Annotated in this window: 16 protein-coding genes; 7 read left to right on the top strand and 9 right to left on the bottom strand. The window is 46.3% G+C overall.

Annotated elements, in window-relative coordinates; translation table 11 throughout:
* The first annotated feature begins 186 nt into the window (after positions 1 to 186).
* Positions 187 to 2,010 (top strand): GGDEF domain-containing protein, encoded by a 1,824-nt coding sequence (locus FC26_RS09625; RefSeq protein WP_057780044.1) that lies wholly within the window; start codon positions 187 to 189, stop codon positions 2,008 to 2,010.
* 27 nt (positions 2,011 to 2,037) lie between these two features.
* Here the strand turns inward: FC26_RS09625 and FC26_RS09620 are convergent, their stop codons facing one another.
* The 4 genes from FC26_RS09620 to FC26_RS09605 form a co-directional block, all read right to left on the bottom strand.
* Entirely contained in the window at positions 2,038 to 2,997 is a 960-nt protein-coding gene (locus tag FC26_RS09620; RefSeq protein ID WP_057780042.1) for a zinc-binding dehydrogenase, read from the bottom strand.
* Between the two features lie 111 nt (positions 2,998 to 3,108).
* Positions 3,109 to 4,053: a zinc-binding dehydrogenase gene (locus tag FC26_RS09615; RefSeq protein WP_057780040.1), complete on the bottom strand. Its 945-nt coding sequence runs from the start codon at positions 4,051 to 4,053 to the stop codon at positions 3,109 to 3,111.
* A gap of 54 nt (positions 4,054 to 4,107) precedes the next feature.
* Positions 4,108 to 4,848, bottom strand: coding sequence for a peroxide stress protein YaaA (yaaA, locus tag FC26_RS09610; protein WP_057780039.1), 741 nt, complete (start codon positions 4,846 to 4,848; stop codon positions 4,108 to 4,110).
* 61 nt (positions 4,849 to 4,909) lie between these two features.
* Positions 4,910 to 7,573: a YhgE/Pip domain-containing protein gene (locus tag FC26_RS09605; protein WP_057780037.1), complete on the bottom strand. Its 2,664-nt coding sequence runs from the start codon at positions 7,571 to 7,573 to the stop codon at positions 4,910 to 4,912.
* Between the two features lie 171 nt (positions 7,574 to 7,744).
* On the opposite strand from FC26_RS09605, the gene FC26_RS09600 reads away from it, so the two are divergent.
* On the top strand, positions 7,745 to 8,311 hold the full coding sequence (locus FC26_RS09600) for a TetR/AcrR family transcriptional regulator (RefSeq protein ID WP_057780035.1): 567 nt from the start codon (positions 7,745 to 7,747) through the stop codon (positions 8,309 to 8,311).
* An 81-nt stretch (positions 8,312 to 8,392) separates the two neighbouring features.
* Positions 8,393 to 8,569, top strand: a complete 177-nt coding sequence (locus FC26_RS12780; protein WP_157061169.1) for a hypothetical protein — start codon at positions 8,393 to 8,395, stop codon at positions 8,567 to 8,569.
* Positions 8,570 to 8,618: 49 nt separating this feature from the next.
* Here the strand turns inward: FC26_RS12780 and FC26_RS09595 are convergent, their stop codons facing one another.
* The 4 genes from FC26_RS09595 to FC26_RS09580 form a co-directional block, all read right to left on the bottom strand.
* Entirely contained in the window at positions 8,619 to 9,836 is a 1,218-nt protein-coding gene (locus FC26_RS09595) for an MFS transporter (protein ID WP_083483815.1), read from the bottom strand.
* 310 nt (positions 9,837 to 10,146) lie between these two features.
* Positions 10,147 to 10,596 (bottom strand): GNAT family N-acetyltransferase, encoded by a 450-nt coding sequence (locus FC26_RS09590; RefSeq protein WP_057780032.1) that lies wholly within the window; start codon positions 10,594 to 10,596, stop codon positions 10,147 to 10,149.
* Positions 10,597 to 10,796: 200 nt separating this feature from the next.
* Positions 10,797 to 11,294, bottom strand: a complete 498-nt coding sequence (locus tag FC26_RS09585) for a GNAT family N-acetyltransferase (protein ID WP_057780030.1) — start codon at positions 11,292 to 11,294, stop codon at positions 10,797 to 10,799.
* A 163-nt stretch (positions 11,295 to 11,457) separates the two neighbouring features.
* A complete protein-coding gene (locus tag FC26_RS09580; RefSeq protein ID WP_057780028.1) occupies positions 11,458 to 11,961 on the bottom strand; it encodes a GNAT family N-acetyltransferase in 504 nt (167 codons plus the stop codon).
* A 107-nt stretch (positions 11,962 to 12,068) separates the two neighbouring features.
* On the opposite strand from FC26_RS09580, the gene FC26_RS09575 reads away from it, so the two are divergent.
* Positions 12,069 to 12,938, top strand: a complete 870-nt coding sequence (locus tag FC26_RS09575) for a LysR family transcriptional regulator (RefSeq protein ID WP_057780026.1) — start codon at positions 12,069 to 12,071, stop codon at positions 12,936 to 12,938.
* Between the two features lie 63 nt (positions 12,939 to 13,001).
* On the opposite strand, the gene FC26_RS09570 is transcribed toward FC26_RS09575, so the two are convergent.
* Complete coding sequence (locus FC26_RS09570) at positions 13,002 to 14,192, bottom strand: aminotransferase-like domain-containing protein (RefSeq protein WP_057780024.1); 1,191 nt, start codon at positions 14,190 to 14,192, stop codon at positions 13,002 to 13,004.
* A 460-nt stretch (positions 14,193 to 14,652) separates the two neighbouring features.
* Here FC26_RS09570 and FC26_RS09565 point away from each other — a divergent pair, with 460 nt between their 5' ends.
* Genes FC26_RS09565 through FC26_RS09555 form a run of 3 tightly spaced genes read left to right on the top strand, consistent with a single transcriptional unit; the run spans position 14,653 to position 17,070 of the window.
* Complete coding sequence (locus FC26_RS09565; RefSeq protein ID WP_057780022.1) at positions 14,653 to 15,420, top strand: threonine/serine exporter family protein; 768 nt, start codon at positions 14,653 to 14,655, stop codon at positions 15,418 to 15,420.
* A gap of 1 nt (position 15,421) precedes the next feature.
* A complete protein-coding gene (locus tag FC26_RS09560) occupies positions 15,422 to 15,883 on the top strand; it encodes a threonine/serine exporter family protein (protein WP_057780020.1) in 462 nt (153 codons plus the stop codon).
* A 5-nt stretch (positions 15,884 to 15,888) separates the two neighbouring features.
* Positions 15,889 to 17,070 (top strand): amidohydrolase, encoded by a 1,182-nt coding sequence (locus FC26_RS09555; RefSeq protein ID WP_057780018.1) that lies wholly within the window; start codon positions 15,889 to 15,891, stop codon positions 17,068 to 17,070.
* The last annotated feature ends 421 nt before the right edge of the window (positions 17,071 to 17,491 follow it).

The raw sequence follows: 17,491 nt of genomic DNA, 5'->3' as shown, positions 1-17,491 counted from the left end.
ATTCTTGTTTGCTTAATTTTAGCATACCTTTGCCAGAAAGAAAGTCCTTCCGGATAAGTATCGTCGTCTTTTTACGTCGGTTTCTTTTCTCGTAAGCGCTTGATCGCTCACGAACTGGTGCGGTATACTCTTCTATGGTTTTATGTACGAAACCGATATACGTAAAGTTGGAGGTCCTCAACACCTATGAGTACGGTAAGTCCGGGTATTATAATTTATTGGTTCGCCGAAATTCTCCTTGTGAGTTTTTTTAGCGAGGGCTTAATCGTCTACTATACACACCTCTGGCAACGGGCCTTCGCGGGCCACAGCAGTGCCAACACTAAGGTTCACTACCGTATTGGCATGCTCGGTTTCATTCTCTTTGCAGGTCTATTTTTCCACACCGCCGGCTTGTATGCCGTTGACGGTGAAATGCTTTACCACAACGTCTGTCTCATCATCGTCCTTTTTCCGCTGTTTGATGATCACATTAATCGCTTCGAATACTTTTTACGCTGTTGTGGTATCGGCGTTTTCTGGGTGATTCACCAGCTAGACCATATCAGCTCATCGATTGCGGTCGCCTCAATTTTATTTCTAGTGTGTATTCTCCTGATCATTTACCGTTTTCACGCCCAAATCAGACACAATCCGGTCATTAGCTTTATGCTATTAACCCTCATTGGTTGTGTGTTCTGGCTATCATTTCCCCATAAAGTTACCGAAACAGACTTTACTGACGTGGTTGTTTCCAACGTCGTTCTTATCCGAGCGACCCTAATGGTGCTGGTCATTTCACTCTTTATTTCGCTTTACTGGAACTATCAAAATCGTCAAAACAAGCGAACCCATGCCATCGAAAAGTTGGCCTACTACGATCCACTCACACAAGCTAAAAATTACACGGCCTATACGACCGATATTGAACGTCGCTTTCAAAACGCCAAGCTAGCAGGTACCAACACCGTTGTTGCTTCAATCGACATTGATTACTTCAAACAGGTTAACGATCGATTTGGACACTTGGCGGGTAATACCGTCCTCATTGGTGTTTCCGATCTATTACATAACACCTTAAAAAAATATGGTTGTGATCAAGAACTTTACCGCTCTGGTGGTGAAGAATTTGTCGTTATCTTTCGTAATGCTTCGACCAACACGGCTGCTGAAATTATCACTGAATGCTGGTCGAAGCTCAGTGAACACGACTTCATGTACAACGGTCATACCATCAATATCACCACCTCGGTCGGCATTACGAACAGTGCACCCGATGATACTTCGTTTCAAGATGTTTACCAGCGCGCTGATCATAGCCTATACCACAGCAAACATAATGGCCGTCAAACCATTTCCATTGATTCAATGACCTACCTCGTCAAAATGGCACGCAACCTTGACGCGTTGGCCTACTTTGGTGAAAGCGTCTATGATCTCCGGTCCCCGATGAAGCCCCTCGTCGCGGATGGGTTAATTCTCAAAGAACGCAATGACCAAACCCACCGTTGGGAGATCATTAATCCCACCAGTATCTCAATGAAATTTAGAATTTCGCTACTGAAAAAATACCTGCAAACTAGTCGCTGTCAAACCGTTACACTGCCACTTTCACGAATCGACGTCAGTAACTCTGATGCCATTAACAGTCTGATCGCCTTCAGTCAAAGCGATCTTGGTCCCGAACGTTTGATCATTCAGCTCACCGATCCGCATCTCATCGACCTACTACCACCACTCACTGATCTCGACACACCGATTGATATTTGGCTAATTCAACATAACGTGCTTGATTTAAAACAAGCGATTTTATACACCCCGCGCATCAAGGGTCTCCACTTTATCCTCAGCGGTCACGAAACACAGGATCCTGCTCGTCACCAACTCTTCCAACACTGGTATCAATTTGCACAAGATTATCACTTACAATTTGCCGTCAGTCATATTGATCAACAATCGTCGTTAGATCTCGTTGCCGATTTACCCGGTATTAACTTTGTTCAAGGTACCAAAATTGAAAGCACGCTGTGAACAATCACAGCGTGCTTTTTTCGTCACTTATTTAGATTCCGGTTGGAGCAAAATCTTGCCGGTACTTTTTCCTGATTCTAAGAGTTGATGGGCCGCTTTTCCCGCAGCAAGGGGCATGATTGTGGAAGGATTAAGCTTAATCTGTTGCCGGGCCACATATTGAAACAGTCGCTGACTTCGTGTCTGGCGCGCCGCAAAACTGTCCAAATAGTCCCACAGGTCTCCCGTCAAAATACTCTTAGATTCCGCTAGCAGCGCCACGGGGTCTATGGCCGGTGGGTTGCCCCCCGCCATGCCATAAAAGATAACGCGACCGCGATGCTTCAGTACTCGTAGGCTCGTGGGTAACGTCACACCGGCGCCGTCAAAAACCAGATCGAAGGTCGCCACACACGCAGTTGACCAGTCAGTATTCCGTAAAAATACCTGTTGGACTCCCAAGGATTGTGCCAATCGTTGTTTGGCCGGTGTCGATACGATTCCAGTTACCTCGGCGCCTTGTGCGACCAGAATCTGGGCCAATAATTGCCCCACCCCACCGCTAATACCGTGAACCAAGACACGTTTACCCGCGACATTTTGCGCCAAATCGTGCACTAAGAAGTCCGCAGTCAGGCCCTGTAAGCCAATGCTGGCCACGTCCTGATCACTGAGTGAGTCGGGGACCTGAATGATATGATCGGCAGACACCCGCACCAATTCCGCATTTGCCAGTGGCACATCCACGAACAAGACTCGTTCCCCCAGACCAACGTGGGTAACATCAGCACCGACCGCTACCACCGTTCCCACACCTTCATACCCGTCAATATAAGGATCGTGGGATTCAATGTGGTACGTTCCTCGCCGTCGATAAATATCCGCGTAGTTAAGCCCAATATAGGTTGTTTGCACCAAAACATCACTAGCAGTAATAGTTGGATCGGCCAACTCGCCGTATCGCAATACGTCAACTGACCCAAATTTGTTAAAATATAGCGCGCGCATGCCCATTACCTCCTCCAAAAATCGCTTATCGCTGCCCGCAAAAGCAAGAAGTTCGGTTCGTGACCTTCAATTTTAGTACCGTTGGAGGCATCATTCATCGACTACGGACCGTTAAACCGTCACCACAATTTTGCCATCGGCCGTTCCGGCGTCCAAGAGCTCGTGCGCCGCCACAATTTCATCTAGTGTAAACTGCGCGCCAATTGGAAATTCGAGGTGTTTATCTGCAATTAACTGCATCATTTCTGCCAACCATTGTCGATTAATGTCGGTAGACTGGAAACTCGTCAAATAAGACCCCGATGGAATGTTAAATGACGAAAAGCCATCGAGGGTCCATTGATCTGCGAGTTCCCCCGTCACATTGAGGTAGCCTCCCGGATGCTTCAAATGGGTTAGCGAGTCGAGTAGCGTCACTTCGCCCACAAATTCGATGATCGCATCATAATTAGCCGTTGTTTGCAGTTTCCCAGCCACATCTAAGACGACTGCTTCGGCTCCTTGGCGCTTCAAAAAGGCGCTCTTTTCAGCCCGGCGAGTCGTCGCCGTCACGTGAACTCCCATGGCCGTCATCAACTGAATTGCCGCGATACCGACCGTACTCGTACCACCGCGTACGAGTACACTTTGTCCCGCCACAATCTGACAATTTTTAATCGATCCCCACGCCGTGTACCCACTTTCAGGAATCGTAGCCAGCTGCGCCCAATCTCCCGATAGCGGCAACGGGTAAATTTGCGTATCTGGCACTAAAACGTATTCTTCATAGCTGCCATCGAACTGACGACCAAGTTCGCCCATCAGGGTTGTCACCCGCTCTCCCACCGTCAATGCCGGTGATTGCGTTGCGGCAACTTCCCCAACGGCCTCGATACCGATTACTCGTGGAAATTGAACGCTCGGCGAGCCGCCTCGGCGCGTGATGGATTCCGCATGGTTTAACCCAAATGCCCGAATTCGAATGACCGACCACCCCGGCTTGGGTTGTGGAACCGGACGTTCTTCCATGGCTAACTGTTGTGGAGCTCCTGCTTGATGAATAACTACTGCACGCATTTTTTTCCTCCATTGATTGAACAACGTGACACTACCATCTTGTTTCACGTGAAACTATTTGACAAAGACTAACTGATCGGCCGTTGAAAGCTCCGCCGCATACCTATAGTCTAAATGATCAAATTGCTTGAGTGCCGCAACAGTCGTTACCTGTTTTTCTGCCATGAACCGCACCATTTCTCCACGAGCCATTTTAGCCAACGTTGCTCGGGTCTTAAGTCGACCATCCTGCAGCGTTCCAAACGTAATGGTGATTAATTGATCTTGGGGCCGCAAATATTTTTCAATCGCCTTAGCATACTCTTTCGACGCCAAATTAATCACCGGTTCGTGGTCTTCATACAAATCGTCATATAACCGTGATCCCCAAAAGTCGTACAAATTAGGCTGATCGACCACCGGCAACTTCGACTGCATCTCCAGTCGGTACGGGACAATTCCATCAAACGGCCGTAATATACCGTAAAAACCCGACAAAATTCTCAGGCTGTGCTGAACATAATCAATCGCTGGTTGTGTAAACACATCGGGCGCCATGTACTGATATTGAATACCGGTGTACGCCAACACTGCCGGACTAAGTTGCCGTGTGACGTCTAGCTGTTGCAACCAGTCGTAGTTGGGACGCGCCAGTTTGTCGCTACAGTGCCACAGTGCTTTGGCCTCGTCATACGTCAATTGACGCAATGCTTGTAAAATCTGACGCGTTGCATCTAAATACGTCGGTTGGCTCAAAATGGGCAACGAATCTGAATCAACCGTCATTTTTTTCGCGGGCGCAATTATAATTTTCATGGACAACTCCTGTTACTTAAGATTAGCCCAATTATACCATTGAATTTTTCTTGCGAAGCAGTTATTGCATTCGCGAAGTTAACCTGCCCTGCGTCGCCTTAACCGCATCTGGATCATCAAAGTCAATGGCTTTTAAGCGTGCATGCCGCCGACTATAGAATAACAAAATTAATATTAACAACCCGACGAGAATTGCCGTCAAAATAGTGGCTTCAGGAATTGCTGAAGACCCAATCATCAATGTCTTACGAAGCCCGTTTACGCTATAGGTCATTGGTAAGTACGGATGAATCATTTTGAAAAAATGGTTCGACAATTGAATTGGATACGTTCCGGCAGACCCGCTCAATTGTAGCACGAGCAGGACCATACTAAAGAAAGCCCCAATACGGCCAAACACAAGGTTGAGCCAGGTCACTAGTGCCATAGAACTTAGCGCACTAAGCATCATAATGCCTAATGTGGCCGCCTGATGAACAGGATTCAGACCATCAATTCCACAAAGCAACCCATACACAATCAGAGCTTCACCAACCGCAAAGGGGCCCCAAATACTAAATTTACTGATCATCCAACTCCATGCCGTCTTAGGATATTTTCGTGGTGAGTAAAGGTCAAAAAGCAAGTTAAGTGCTAATGCCCCGACAAATAAGGAAACCGAAACCATATATGGCGCCATTCCAGTTCCGTTATTAGCCACTCGATCTAACTCTGTGTGGGTCGTTTTCACTGGTGAAGCAACCTGCCGATTAGTTTGCGCGTTGGTTGTTAAATGCGCTTTGCGAGCCGCGCTCTGAAGACTAGTTGTCAATTGAGCCGATCCTTGGCCGAGTTGCGTTATTCCAGCGCCCAATGTTTGTGAGCCAGTTGCGAGTTGACCAGCACCACTTGCCAGTGTTTGATTCCCAACACTCACCTGCTGGGCACCAGTAAGAAGCCGACCACCTTGAGTTACCAATTGTGTTAAGCCACTTGCCAGTGTATGGCTTCCCGTGGTTAATTGACCAACCCCGTTCACAAACGCTGGTAACTTAGCGGTTAATCCGGTCATGCTTGCACTCAATTTTTGGGCGCCACTTGAGAGTTGCGTTCCAGATTGTGCAAATTGATGCGTCTTTGTTGCTAGTGTCTGGGATCCATCCGCAAGTTGACCAATTCCAGCGATCAACGTCGGTATCGTTTGCGCTAGCGTCGTCGTTCCCGTATGAACGGTTTGCATTCGCTGAGCTGCAGTCGATAACCCATCATTCAAATTAGTGGCCCCAGTCGCCAACTGGTTTAACTGCTGGGCCGTTGTATTTTGCGACTGCTTAATTTGAGCGATGTTAGCCGTGACCGCAGTCGTATTGACCGTGGCGGTGGCGGTGAGATCATTAATTGCGACGTTTAAGGCCGCCATTGCGCTTGTAATGGCAGTTGTATCAGTTGTCGATTGCTGGTTGTCGGACACTACGGCGACCATTGCCTGTTTTTGGCTGGCAGTTAGTTGCTGTGCATCGGCCGTTTGGGCAACCCGTTGTGCTAATGATGTGCTTTGCGATTGTTGTTGATTCAAGGTTGTGACCGCCGCCTGCAACTTGGTCAGCGCTGTTTTGACCTGCTGGACTTGTTGGGACTGGTCATTTAACTGCGCCAGCTCCTGTGAGAGTTGCGTGAGTTGTTTTTGTGTGGTCGTCATACTCTGGCCTTGGTTTGTTGCCAATTGCTGAATAGCTGTACTCAGCGTCTGACTACGATTAGCTAATTGCTGCAGTCCAGTGGTTAACGTTGCTGTACCTTGATTTAGTTGGCCAATATTTTGGCTCAGAGATGTCACGTTAGTGTTTAAATTTTGAACACCCGTGTTCAGCTGCTGTGTCCCCGTATCCAGTTGAGTAGCCGCTCCCACATACTGATTAACCCCACTCTTTAAGCTAGCGGCGCCATTGCGTAATTGCTCACTGCCGGTTTGCAACTGGGCTGTTTTCGCTAATAATTGGTCTAATCCAGTCACTAACTGACCAGTCCCAGCCTGCGCTTGTTGAACGCCTCCCACATATTGTTGGATTCCAGTAGTCACTTGCCGACTACCAGTTGCAAGGGTTAACGAACTTTGGGCTAGTTTCGCTAAATTAGTCGTCATGGTTTGACTGCCGGTTTGTAACTTTACAATTTCGTTGGTCACTTTTTGACTCCCATTTCCGGCAGATTGCATCCCCCGGTCCAATTTCTTAATAGATGCAAACAAGGATTTTGCGTAAGTCCTGGTAATTTCCCGATTAATCTGCGTCTGAATTTTAGTTGCTGCCGCACTCGTCATTTTGGCCGCAACATAGTTATGACCGGCACTCGTATCATAATGAAGCACCATTTGCTGTGGGTGTTGGTCCAATAACGTTGTGGCGTGAGCTGAAAAATTCGCCGGAATTGTCACAACCATATAGTATTGCCCGTTTTTTAGCCCCCGGTGAGCTTGATCGGCCGATTTGACGATTTGAAAGTCCATGTTTTGCGATTTTTTGAGATTTTGGGTTAACTGTTTTCCAACCGCTAATCGCCGGTGCTGATACGTCACCGCATGGTCATGATTAACCACTGCCACTGGTAAATCGGCCAATTTTCCATACGGATCCCACATCGATTTAAGAAATGTGACCGCATAAATCGAGGGAATGAGAACTACGACACATAATGCGACAATCAAGAATTTATGCTGTAACATGTAACGCCATTCTGTCTTAATCATTTATTCTTCTCCCATATTGATCTTAATCCACACATGGGGCATAATAACCACGTGAGTATTAAGTCACTATAGAGAGGTTCCCTCTCATTGGCAACACCAACTTACCCAATTCTGGGGCATATGCCACATCTGCCCACCAATTGGGTAGCAACCGACAGGAGAATTCTAATTATGGCAACCGATAAACGTATCATCCGCACCCAACGCGCCATCCGCCAAGCGTTCGAATTATTAATTGCACAACACCCGCTGTCAGAAATTACCGTGAAACGCCTAACAGATACTGCTGGAATCAATCGTAAAACATTTTATCTTCACTACGATTCTATCGATAATTTGCTGGATGCCTACGTCACAGAGATTTCCAACCACCTCGTTGCGATTTTAAAGGAACGGCCGTTTGACGATGTTATTCAAGAGCAGAATGGCTATTTTTTTGACCACCTAATTTCCCTTTTTAATCACCACTACGCCTTTGCGCGCACCATTTTATCAAATGATGATTATAGCCAATTTACTCAGCGCATTACACGTAACGTCACCGATCAACTAGCCGATATCTTGGCTAATACCTATCATTTTAGCGCTCAAGATGCGGCCATCATCGCGCACTTCTTGACCAACAATACGCTCTCTATTTTGCAACTTTCTAGACGTAAACCCGGTCTCATCGGCCAAGATCAGCTCCGTAACTACGTTATTCGCCTCAACAAAAGCGGATTAAGTTCCTTTATTTAGCGTTGCACTTCCCATTTAAATCACTTTGACTTATATTAGAGTCGAATCACGTTGCTTTTTAGATAGAAGGGACCTGATCGGATGAATGGAAATCATGCTTGGTCAACTAAACTAGTTTTACTGTTACTACTGTTTTTAATTTTTATCACTCTGTTATTACTTCTCTGGTTAGTTGCGTTCCACACAATGGGATTTTCAATGATGGGCAGCCATCATCTTGGGGCGTCGTGGCTAGCTAGTCACGGCTGCATGCACTAAAAAATGAGGCCAGTTTACTATCACGGTAAACTGGTCTCATTTTTTAAATTTATCGATTAACATGACGTACTGCGGGTCGCCAAAGACCAACACTGAGCGATCGAGGGCTCATGACAAGCGCCACGAGAATCACCATAACCAACCCCACAACGCCAATCAAAATATCAAACTCCATCGCGTAAGCAATGCTTGTTTTTGACAGCCATCCCGTTACGATTGGAACCGTGAACGTCGCAATGCTGCCGAACGTAAAGTACGTGCCGGTAACAATTCCCTTGTGCGTTGGGTATAAGCGCAAAAACAGGTTCAGTGCGACCTGCATCATGCCGCTGGCAGCCGTAAAACCAAAGACAAATGCAGCCACCGCCGAAAGCCATTGCGTTGTAGCACTACAGATCACCACCAAGGCTACTAAAGATAGCGCATTGTTGATCACCAACAATCCCGTTTCTGAAACCTGTCGCCGTAACATGGCAAACACGATTACGACGCCGGTAATGGACCCAACACTGTAAAGCGACAGTAACCCGTGCGCAATTAACGAACTGTATCCCAGCTCTTTTGTCGCATACAGCGTAATCCACTGCGTAAATAAGATCATGACCGCCATGGTTGTGTACCCGTAAACTGACAGTGCCACGGTTGCGAGTCGCCGTTTAGCCTTCGAAAGTCGGCCCTGTCGAATGATGCTCGTGTGGTCGGCCTGATTGCGCTTCGGGAACGTCACCCGAGTCAGCAATCCCAAGTTTGCCAGTAACAAAATAACGGGTAAAATGAATGACCACCCAAACCATAGCTGCCGCGTCTCTAAAGTCGCAACGAGCAACGGCAAAATAAACTCACCAATCGACATGAACGCCTTGATAAACACGTTTGAGGCACTCTCCTTACCGCCCATCTCCATGAACGTGGGATACGTTCCCGAATCTAACGCCGAATTGGCTACCCCAGCTAAGATTGCTAGGCCATATGCCAGTTGAATATTTTGCACGAATGGCATGCCCAAAAAGAAAATCATGTAGGTCAAAATCCCCAAGTAGATCAAAAATTTACGACCAAAGCGATCCGAGAGATACCCGAACGTGAAGTAAGCTAGTAACCGGCCGATACCAATCCCTGAGACCATGTAAGAAACAGTCGCCAACGGGACTCCCCACAGGTGACCCAAGGCTTGCATATTTTGCGCTAATATAATTAGACCGAAGCCATGGACGAGGTAATTGAGGTACAAACAGATCGCTAAAGTTCGTTTGGTTGATTTTGTCATTTCCGATCACTCCTATTTTGGGTAAGAAAAAAGCCAGCTAGATTGAATCTAGCTGGCTGCATTTACTCCGTGTGGAAAATGACAATTTCAGCTAGATTTTCACGTCTAGCTGGCACGACAACATACGGCTAAGCTTTAGACGCGAACGCGATGGATGGCGTCCGCATGCAAAGCTACGGACGCTAACTAAAGTAATAGCCAAAATAAAACGCATTAACTTGGGTTAGTTGAGTTGTCATTGTATTTCTCCCTTTTGATTATAGATTGATTAAAACATAGATCTATCGTCGCGTCAATCCCTCATCATTTTTTAATTTTCTAACAGCATATCAATATGCGGAATATCGTCTTCTAAATAGACGTCAGAGACGGGTCGAAACCCAAATGAGCCATAAAAATCACGTAAGCGACTCTGGGCCGCAATTTTAATGGGGGCTCCCGGAAATTGTTGCCTGAGCACTTTAATTGTTTCTGCCACAATTTGTCGGCCCAGTTGTTGTCCGCGATACGCCATCACAACAAGTACCCGGCCAAAACTCATATTAATACCATCCAGGTGTTTGATAATCCGCGTGTAGGCCACTAACTGACCGTGGTCTTGCAACATAACGTGGCATGCCTCATCATCCTGATCATCCACTTCCTGATACGGGCAGTGCTGTTCCACCACAAACACCCGCGTCCGCTCTTTTAAAATCATCAGTAATTCTGCACTGGTTAACTCTGCAGTTGTCTTGATTACTAGCTTTAAATCCTTCATCGACTTTCTTCCTCCAATAAAGAGGGCACTAAGCCGATCTCTCACCGCTAACGGTGCCCTAGTGAGATCGACTTAGTGCCCTTAGTGCGCCATCCGGGGACGACACACGGCCATTTAATTTTTAATATTTTGAATTATACACCAATTAACGGGTAACACAACCATGATTTAGACACCGTTGTTTCACGTGAAACACAAACCTAGTCGAAATGACGGCCCAAAATGTTTAGGTCACGCTTGTGACCATCCATCAGCGCAACAGCTGGTAAATGGCCCCATTCTGAGAACCCATTTTTATTAAAGAGTCCCAGACTAGGCTTATTGTGACCAAAAATAAAGGCGACTAAGGTATCAATTTCGAGCGCTTTTAATTGGCTAAAAACAAAATCAAGCGATTGCTGACCAAGGCCTTGATGACGCGCATTTTCGTCGATATAAATACTAATTTCGGCGGTATGGATATAAGCCGGCCGGCCGTAAAAATATTCCACAGAGACCCATCCAGCGATTTTACCATCCAACATAATTTTCCAAATCGGGCGTTGTTCGTGATTGAAGGCGTCAAACCACGCCTGTTTTGATGCAACCGTCACTGGTTCCAGGTCGGCAGTTGCCAAACGTGACGGAATGATTTGATTATAAATGGCGGTAATCGTAGCTAAATCTTCTTGTGTTGCATATTCAAATTGTGCTTTCATTGTTAATCTTCCTTCGTTAATTGGAATAGGGTACCAAATTATTCTACCCTAGTCCCCAGTGGAATTAAAGATCACACCAGTATGTCTTTTGTACTTTTGTGTCAGACCGCGCCGTTCTTGACCTTACCGGCTGTTTTATCAACTCAATGCTGTCATTTAATTGTTACTTAGCCGCAGCTAACAATAACACCATGTTATACCACGTTTCTCCTGCATGCACAGAAGCCGATACGCCCTCATTTTGATACCCGTTTTTCTCATAAAAAGGGACTAGCCGTTCCAAACAGGTCAGCGTAATGGCGTCACGATTCTGAGCACGGGCAATCCGAGCTAATTCGGTCAATAATTGTCCAGCGATTCCCCGTTTCTGGTAATCTGGGCTAACGGCCAAGCTCAATACCGTTTGGTAACGATCACCTGCCTGATTAGGGGTCGTCGTTTCGAAGAGTTCGTCCGCAATATAACGCTGCTGATCCGCAGGGCCAACAATATAGCCTAAAACCGCCCCGGCATCATTTTTAGCAACCACAAACGTGTCACTGATTTGTTCGATTCGTCCTCGCATACTATCACGACTAGCCGCTTCGTCCGCGGTAAATCCGCTATTTTCGATCACCATAATTTCGTCGAGATCAGCTAACTGCGCTGGTTGAAAATGAACTGTCATGAATCCGTCCTCCAAAGTTATCTAAAATTATCATGAATTTAGTATATACTGAGCATTGAAATAAGTTAAATTAATCTTACTTATTAAATTATTAGGAGATCTAATCAATGAATCGTTTTTTAGCGCTCGAAAAAATTATCGAACTTGGTAGTTTCACAAAAGCTGCTCAGGCTCTGGGCTATACACAATCATCCATTAGTCAAATGATGCAGTCGTTAGAAACAGAATATGGTATTCAAATCCTTAACCGGTCAAAAAACGGGGTTAGTTTAACTCTTGAGGGTCAACAACTATACCCCATCATTGAACAAACCATCCGCTCATTTAACAGCGTTCAGGAAAAAGCAACCGAAATCAAAGGGCTCGATACCGGTGTTATCCGAGTTGGTACTGTTTCGAGCATTACTTGCCACTGGCTTCCACAACTAATTAAAACATTTACAGCTCGTTATCCACACGTCGATTTTGTCTTTTATCAGGGCGACTACAATTCTATTCAAAACTGGATCAAAACTGGTGTTGTTGACTTTGGGTTTACTTCCCCTGCGGCCGTTACTGGTATCCAAACAATTGAGCTAAAGCAAGATGAATTGTTAGCTGTCCTTTCCCCGGGTAGTCCGCTCGCCACCAAGACCAGTTTAACCTTAACCGATCTAAGTCAGGAACCCTTTATTCTACTCGAAGAGGGGCATTTCAATGAGCCTCTTCGTGCATTTGAACATACCCATCTAAAGCCCCATATTCGTTATCGCATCCATGACGACTATGGCATCATGACCATGGTTGAGGCCGGTCTCGGAATTAGCATTTTACCTAAACTGGTACTTCAACGCACACACTTTAATATCGTAACACGCTCATTAAACCCTATTTTAAATCGTGACCTCGCCATTGGTTTTCGCGACACAGCCAGTCTACCAATTGCTAGTCGGTACTTCATCGATGAAATCATCGCTCATAAGGCTAGTTTATTGTAGATGCTATTCTTCGTTAGTGATAAAAAAAGCATTCCTGATAGAGGAATGTTTTTTCACTAACCTTTAATTTTGCGCCATAACCTCACTAATTGCTTCGGCCAAACGTTTAACACCGTCTTCAATTTTATCTTCCGGCGTGTTAGAGTAGTTCATTCTGAACGTTCCGGGGATGGTTTCATTCCCAAAGAAGGGATCACCAGGCACAATTGCGACATTGCGATCAAGGGCGGCATCAAATAAGACTTGCGTATCATCAACCCCTGGTACCATGACCCATAAGAACATGCCCCCCTCAGGGTTACTGTGCTTCACGCCAGCTGGGAAATATTTGTCGATAGCAGCCATCATAATCTGTTCACGCTTGTGATACAAGTTCGTGATCGTTGCAATATGTTCGTTAATATCATTTTGAGCAAAGTACTCGGCAGCGATGTACTGTGCCAAACTGTCCGTGTGTAAGTCAGCGGATTGTTTCATCATCGTGTACTTTTTGATAAGTTCGGGTTCTGCCACCACCCAACCTAACCGAAGGCCGGGAGCCAAGATTTTCGATAGCGTGCCCATGTAAATAACATGACCGGTTTTATCCATTGACTTCAGGGATGGTAAGTTCTCACCTTCCCAACGGATTGCCCCGTATGGGTTATCTTCTAGCACCATTACGTCGTATTTCTCAGCTAGTGCCAATAATTTTTGCCGCCGGGCCAGTGTCATCGTCCGACCAGTTGGATTCTGAAAAGTCGGAATCGTGTAGATAAGCCGTGCTTCAGGATTATCTTGGAGTGCCTTTTCCAAGGCGTCCATCTTCATCCCCTCTTCATCCATTGCCACACCCACAAAGCGGGCACCGTACGAGCGAAAGACATCAACGGCGGTCAGGTACGTTGGATCCTCAACGATCACAACGCTCCCCTCATCCAAAAACATCTTCCCGGTCAAGTCGATCGATTGTTGTGAGCCGGTGGCCACCATCACATGGTCGGCATCGGTTTCAATACCTTCGACCTTGACCCGGTCCAAAATGACTTGACGCAGCTCTGGAACCCCTTGAGATGATCCGTACTGCAAGGCTGCCCGCCCTTTTTGATCAAAGACCGCATCAGCCGCCTTTTTAACTTGTTCCACGGGAAACAGTTCGGGAGCCGGTAATCCGCCGGCAAACGACATGACCTTTGGATCTCCAGCAACTTTTAGGATGTCACCCACGGGATCAACATCCGACTTCGGAACACGATTTGAAAAATGATATGTCATTTTAATACTCTCCTTTGATGTATATTCGCTTCGGCATATTAACTAATTGACCTTAGCAACAGAAAACTTGTCCAATACTATGTAGTTCGACTCCCATGATCGTCAATTTTAATCACATTATTTTTTAATGTATTAACATTTACTGGCGTTAATGTGAGTGGTTGATTATAATTATACAACTTACACCGCGTTTAACGGTATGATTTTAAATTATAACTAGTTAAAACCGCGTGGTTACTAGTCATCCACTCGTGAAAAAATTTCAAAGTCACCTAAAAATGGCATTTTTAATACACCTTAGCGAACTTACCAGGCCGTTTCTAACATCGTTTAACCTGTTCTGGTTGCCAAATCTGATTCTTTAGTCTTATAATGAATTTTGTTAATTTAATACGGCATTCATAAACGGTCACTGCAGATACTTAGCAGGGGACCGTTTTTTGTTTTGGAGGTGAAATGTGTGCCCGCAACAATTCAAACGGATATCATCGATCTTTGTGGAACAGTTGGCAAAATCCTGCTCGAAAACGGCGCTGAAACACCCCGGGTTGAAACCACCGTCGAATACATCGGAAAGGCCGCCGGCATCGATCTCAGTTGTCATGCAACGATGACTGCAATCTTCGTGGACTCAAATAGCGATCCTACCACCCATTTAGTAAAGGTCCGCACTGGGGATTTTAATCTCCAAAAGGTCGATGAGATTAATACCCTCTCACGCCGCTTCACGAATCATCAAATCAATTACGACCAACTCAAAGCCGGGGTCACCGCCATTGATCAAAGGGTCATCGACTTTTCATGGTGGCAAAAAATTCTCGGCGCCGGACTAGTCTCTGTCGCACCCATGCTCCTTTTTCAAGCTACTTGGTCTGACTTAGGCCTTGCCCTCATCGTCGGTATCTGCGGCTACCTTGCAACCCAATGGATTGGTCGCCACTCCCAAACACCCTACATTGGCGTCGGTGTGGGGGGCTTAGTGATTGGCTGCTTAGCTGTGGGGCTGCAACTCAGTGGACTCGCCAATAGTGCTGACAACATCATTGTTAGTGCCCTAATGCCACTAGTTCCCGGGGTCGCCGTGACTAATTCACTCCGCGAAATTATTGGTAAACATACCATTTCGGGCCTTGTTCGGGCCGTTGACGCCGTCATGGTGGCTGGTGCCATCGGCGCTGGCGTCATTGTTGGCGGCGCCCTCGCCCGGTTACTGATGGGAGGCGCTTAAATTGCGGCTTTTAATTGGCTTTATCTTTAGCTTCTTATCCACCGTCGGCTTTGGCATCATTACCAACGTCCCCCGTCGCACCCTCCTCCCAGCTGGATTGACCGGTGCAATTGCTTGGATCGTTTATCTAATAACCAGTCAGTTGACCAGCAACATTATTATGCCCAATCTGCTTGCGGCAGTGACGATTGGATTGCTCGCCAACGCGGCTGCTATGTGGATCAAAGCGCCCGTCAACCTCCTCTACATTCCCTGCCTTGTGTCCCTAGTTCCCGGCGCCATCATCTACATGAGCCTTAAAGATTTTACGCTCGGCCTCAATGGCAGCGCCGAACAAAATCTTCTCAAAACTCTGACTATCGCGATGGCCCTCGCCGTTGGTTTCGTGATTGCCGAAGCGATTTTTTACCAACTTAAACCCGTGTTACAACGCTGGCTTGCCACGTCAAATAAGAAAGGATGATCATAATGGATCTACAAACAGAATTAATGCACAAACTTGAGGCCGCCGAACCGGAAATGATTCGCATTCGTCGTCATTTACACGCACACCCCGAAATTTCGTTCCACGAGGTTAAGACAGCCGCCTACATCAAAGCGTTTTACCAGAACCTTGATTGCACTGTCACTGAATACGGTGAAGGCTACGGATTTGCAGTGGATATCGATAGTGGTCATCCCGGAAAGAAACTGGCTTTACGTGCCGATTTCGACGCTCTGGCCGTTCAAGAAGATAATGAGTTACCCTTCAAATCTCAAAATCCCGGTGTAATGCATGCCTGCGGGCACGACGCCCATACCGCCTATATGATGGTGCTCGCCAAGGCACTCATTGAGTTAAAAGACCAACTCAAAGGTAGTGTTCGCATTATTCACCAGCCAGCCGAGGAAGTCTCTCCCGGTGGTGCTAAGGGAATGCTCGCAGCCGGTGTCCTAACCGATGTCGATAACGTTCTTGGCGTCCACGTCATGACTTCTATGCCCACCGGATCGATTGGGTACCATCTAAACGAAACCCAAACTGGTCGGGGAAACTTCACGATTACGTTTACCGGTAAAGGGGGCCACGCCTCAATGCCGCACCTTTCCAACGACGCAATTGTGGCAGGTTCTTATTTCGTCACCGCTCTACAAACAGTAGTCTCCCGTCGGATTGATCCGTTTGATACCGCCAGCGTGACCATCGGTTCCTTCGACGGTGTTGGCTCATTCAACGCCATCAAGGAAAGTGTGACTCTAAAAGGAGACGTCCGGATCATGAAAGAAAGCACCCGGACCACCGTTCGGCATCAAATCGAGCAGATTGCCCATGGCATGGAAGCCATGTTTGGTGTCCATGCCGATATCGACTACGACGATAACTATCCAGTGCTTTTCAATGATCCCACCCTCACGGCCCAAACCATCGATAGCATCAAGCAAGCACAACTACCGGAAGTTACTAAAATCTTCGATTGTGGCCCGCAGGATCCTTCTGAAGACTTCGCCTACTTTGCACAAGATACGCCAAGTACCTTTTTCTACGTTGGCTGTCAAACATCTGATGGCGCTAACCATCCCCACCACAGTCCCGATTTTCTTATGAATGAAGATGCCCTGTTAATTGCCGGTAAGGCAGTTGGAACGGCAACGCTGAACTATCTCAGTTAACTAAAATACGTTTGAAGCAGATCAGCTTCAAACGCATTTTTTTAGATTAAAGTCGTTTAATCGAAACGAGTAGGCCACCAATAATAAGTTGAAAAAAAATAATTATTAGTTATCCATGATATAACAATCAGTTTTTAACTTTGTAAAAACTTGCATTTTTGATTTTGGCGCTATATACTGCTACTAAATATTTAAAGTCAAATTACATGAAGTAGTTCCTTATCTGGGTGTCAGGAAGTTGGTGGTTGCTGCGAACCAATCAGGGTAAGTGAGGCGAAATACCGTAATACGATGACGATGGTTAATAACTAGAATCCATTATCTTCTAGTGAGTGGTGTGTTTTATGCGACATTAAAATTCCGGGCAGCCTGTCCGTGTCGTAGTGGATAAAGAACACACAATTTGGGTGGTACCACGGTC

Origin of the sequence: Paucilactobacillus vaccinostercus DSM 20634 (genome assembly GCF_001436295.1) — a bacterium.
GTDB lineage: Bacteria > Bacillota > Bacilli > Lactobacillales > Lactobacillaceae > Paucilactobacillus > Paucilactobacillus vaccinostercus.
The sequence above is the reverse complement of the archived record's forward strand: the minus strand, read 5'-3'. Positions and strand labels throughout refer to the sequence as shown.

What these genes read in the sequence shown, in the direction of transcription:
- FC26_RS09585 (WP_057780030.1), bottom strand. Translation starts at nt 11,294, where the DNA reads ATGAAAGCACAATTTGAATATGCAACACAAGAAGATTTAGCTACGATT.
- FC26_RS09575 (WP_057780026.1), top strand. Translation starts at nt 12,069, where the DNA reads ATGAATCGTTTTTTAGCGCTCGAAAAAATTATCGAACTTGGTAGTTTC.
- FC26_RS09555 (WP_057780018.1), top strand. Translation starts at nt 15,889, where the DNA reads ATGGATCTACAAACAGAATTAATGCACAAACTTGAGGCCGCCGAACCG.
- FC26_RS09605 (WP_057780037.1), bottom strand. Translation starts at nt 7,573, where the DNA reads ATGATTAAGACAGAATGGCGTTACATGTTACAGCATAAATTCTTGATT.
- FC26_RS09580 (WP_057780028.1), bottom strand. Translation starts at nt 11,961, where the DNA reads ATGACAGTTCATTTTCAACCAGCGCAGTTAGCTGATCTCGACGAAATT.
- FC26_RS09595 (WP_083483815.1), bottom strand. Translation starts at nt 9,836, where the DNA reads ATGACAAAATCAACCAAACGAACTTTAGCGATCTGTTTGTACCTCAAT.
- FC26_RS12780 (WP_157061169.1), top strand. Translation starts at nt 8,393, where the DNA reads ATGAATGGAAATCATGCTTGGTCAACTAAACTAGTTTTACTGTTACTA.
- FC26_RS09620 (WP_057780042.1), bottom strand. Translation starts at nt 2,997, where the DNA reads ATGCGCGCGCTATATTTTAACAAATTTGGGTCAGTTGACGTATTGCGA.
- FC26_RS09600 (WP_057780035.1), top strand. Translation starts at nt 7,745, where the DNA reads ATGGCAACCGATAAACGTATCATCCGCACCCAACGCGCCATCCGCCAA.
- FC26_RS09590 (WP_057780032.1), bottom strand. Translation starts at nt 10,596, where the DNA reads ATGAAGGATTTAAAGCTAGTAATCAAGACAACTGCAGAGTTAACCAGT.
- FC26_RS09570 (WP_057780024.1), bottom strand. Translation starts at nt 14,192, where the DNA reads ATGACATATCATTTTTCAAATCGTGTTCCGAAGTCGGATGTTGATCCC.
- yaaA (WP_057780039.1), bottom strand. Translation starts at nt 4,848, where the DNA reads ATGAAAATTATAATTGCGCCCGCGAAAAAAATGACGGTTGATTCAGAT.
- FC26_RS09615 (WP_057780040.1), bottom strand. Translation starts at nt 4,053, where the DNA reads ATGCGTGCAGTAGTTATTCATCAAGCAGGAGCTCCACAACAGTTAGCC.
- FC26_RS09625 (WP_057780044.1), top strand. Translation starts at nt 187, where the DNA reads ATGAGTACGGTAAGTCCGGGTATTATAATTTATTGGTTCGCCGAAATT.